1 protein-coding gene is annotated in these 270 nt (G+C 33.7%); it reads left to right on the plus strand.

Features of this window, described 5'->3' with window-relative positions:
• Positions 1-270, plus strand: a 270-nt coding sequence (locus AAEY83_RS15280; RefSeq protein WP_351060250.1) for a DUF418 domain-containing protein, incomplete at both ends; no start/stop codon positions are given.

The raw sequence follows: 270 nt of genomic DNA on the forward strand, positions 1-270 counted from the left end.
GTTTTTTACTTTGGGCCGGTGATATTTTATTTGTTTACGGTGTATCTGGCTGGTTTGTTATTAAATATTTAGAAAGTGATAGCAACGTACTTTTAAAAAGAGGGTTTGCATTTACCTTGTTGTCGGCTGTGATTACCTTACTTGTTATATCTAGCGTACCCGATGAAATAATTTACCGCGATACAGCACAGTTTATTGAATTATATAACCCACACTATATTGATTACTTTATTAGTAACCTTGCTATGAACACGTTAATGCTTGTTATGG

This window comes from Psychrobacter sp. TB20-MNA-CIBAN-0197, from assembly GCF_040309765.1.
GTDB classification, from domain to species: domain Bacteria; phylum Pseudomonadota; class Gammaproteobacteria; order Pseudomonadales; family Moraxellaceae; genus Psychrobacter; species Psychrobacter submarinus.